This window comes from Streptomyces sp. NPDC056161 (assembly GCF_042268025.1).
GTDB lineage: Bacteria > Actinomycetota > Actinomycetes > Streptomycetales > Streptomycetaceae > Streptomyces.
Map to the genome: position 1 here is coordinate 1 of NZ_JBHJUV010000150.1, position 1,756 is coordinate 1,756.

The window sequence follows — 1,756 nt, forward strand, 5'->3', positions numbered from 1 at the left end:
GGTGGACTCAGGCACTCGAATAAGGCAGAATTAGTGATGTCGGAAGGGGATGGCAGCCCCGGACGACAGGCCCGAACCTTCAACACCAGGGAGACGACATGACCACCAGCACCCTCTACCGCACCGGCGGAGTCGTCTCCTTCCACCGCAACGGCCCCCGGGTCGCGGAGGGCCGCGACGTCCCCCTGACCGTGGTCCCGATGCACACCGCCGAACTCCGGCACTACGACTGGTTGGTGGAAGCCCTCCAGGAGGACGGCTACCACGGCAACATCGTGGCCGCCAACGTCTACTTCGCCGACACGGACGCCTTTCTCGGAGCCTTCTTCAGCGACGGCCGCCGGACGCACACCGAGTGGTGGGACGACGTCGTTCTGCACGACCTGGAGTTCGTCGCCGAGGTCCGCACCCCGCAGATCGCCCTGAACTACATGGTTGACCGGTGGAACTGGATGCACGGTCGCGTGCTGCCCGTCCGCGAGCCCTGGGAGGACGACGAAACGCTGGCAAACCGCCGCAGGGAAGTCCTGAAGGCCCACACCGTGGCGGGCAGCCCCTCCCCGTCCGCCCAGACGCTGGCGGAAGCCATCGCCGCCCAGGAGGCCGCCGCAGCGGAGAAGGCCCGCGCCGAGGCCGCGAAGCGCGCCGCCTACGAAGCGGCGATGCGCAGCAGCGCGTTCGGATTCGACGTCACGCTGGCCGATCCGTACCGGGTCATCGACCTGGCCAAGGCCGGACGGCCGGGCCGCTGCGACCACCCCCGCTGCACTCAGCCCGCCCCCGTCGCGATCGAGGCGGACCCGTGGATCAAGCGGGACCCCGCCGACCGCCGCCCCACCCGACGCCGAGCGTGCGCGTTCCACTTCCTGAACGCCATCGACACGGTTTTCGGGTCCTGACACCACCCCGCCCGCCGGGCCCGCCACGGCGGGCCCCGCACCTTCGACAGAGGAGATCATGATGAGGACCGCAGCGGACGAGACCGAGGTGTACCGGCTGATCCCGCGCCTGAAGACGTTCACGGTGAAGGGTGCCGACGTGCAGCCCGGTGATCGCCTGTACCAGTACGAGCACCAGGCCGGTGTCCGTGTCGGTGCCATGTGGTGCGGCCGTGTGCCGGGTGGCACGGCATGGGACCGCTACCGGGTGAACTTCCGGGAGGCCGATTTCCCGTGGGGCTACGGCAGCATCAGCCCCCTGGTGGAGTACCCCGTCCAGCGGTCCGGGGTCTACGTCGAGGGGTGGAGCCCCGAGGACTGCGACAAGCGCCGCAACGAGCTGTTCGAGGAGCTGCGGCGGGTCGAGCTCGACGGCGAGGACGCCGAGCTGCGGCCGATCTTCGACCCGGACCGCCGGACCTACTCCGTCCAGCTCTGGAGGGCGGGAGAGCTCGCCGCGACCCACGGCACCACCGATAACTTCCGGTATTCGGAAGAGCCGCTGGAGGCCATCGACGCCTTCCTGAGCGAACAGGGCATCACCCGCGCGATCACGGACGACGAGGCGTTCCGCGTGCGCGCCGGTCTCAAGTACGCCAGGGGCGGCATGGAGTGGGCCGCCTTCACCGGCTGACCGCCACGGCGACGGCCCGCCCCGCCCGAGCCGGCTGGGGCGGGCCGCCGTGCGCGGCGCGGTAGCGGACACGCCTGGCGGCGTGGCGGTGTTGGTGGCCCGGTGCGTGCTCGCCGGCCCCGGCCTCCTTCGTCGGCCGGTGCCGTCGGCACCGGGCCGTGGACGCGCCTGGCGGCGCGGCACC

3 protein-coding genes are annotated in these 1,756 nt (G+C 71.1%); 2 read left to right on the forward strand and 1 reads right to left on the reverse strand.

All coding sequences use genetic code 11. The features are described 5' to 3' along the window. Positions 1 to 98: 98 nt before the first annotated feature. Positions 99 to 899 (forward strand): hypothetical protein, encoded by an 801-nt coding sequence (locus tag ACFC09_RS45995; protein WP_376539184.1) that lies wholly within the window; start codon positions 99 to 101, stop codon positions 897 to 899. Positions 900 to 957: 58 nt separating this feature from the next. Next, positions 958 to 1,572, forward strand: a complete 615-nt coding sequence (locus ACFC09_RS46000; RefSeq protein WP_376539186.1) for a hypothetical protein — start codon at positions 958 to 960, stop codon at positions 1,570 to 1,572. Here ACFC09_RS46000 and ACFC09_RS46005 read toward each other — a convergent pair. Continuing rightward, positions 1,562 to 1,756, reverse strand: a 195-nt coding sequence (locus tag ACFC09_RS46005) for a hypothetical protein (RefSeq protein ID WP_376539188.1), incomplete at its 5' end; no start/stop codon positions are given. The genes ACFC09_RS46000 and ACFC09_RS46005 overlap by 11 nt on opposite strands.

Excerpts from the sequence above, each read along its gene's own strand:
- ACFC09_RS45995 (WP_376539184.1), top strand. The coding sequence starts at position 99 with ATGACCACCAGCACCCTCTACCGCACCGGCGGAGTCGTCTCCTTCCAC.
- ACFC09_RS46000 (WP_376539186.1), top strand. The coding sequence starts at position 958 with ATGATGAGGACCGCAGCGGACGAGACCGAGGTGTACCGGCTGATCCCG.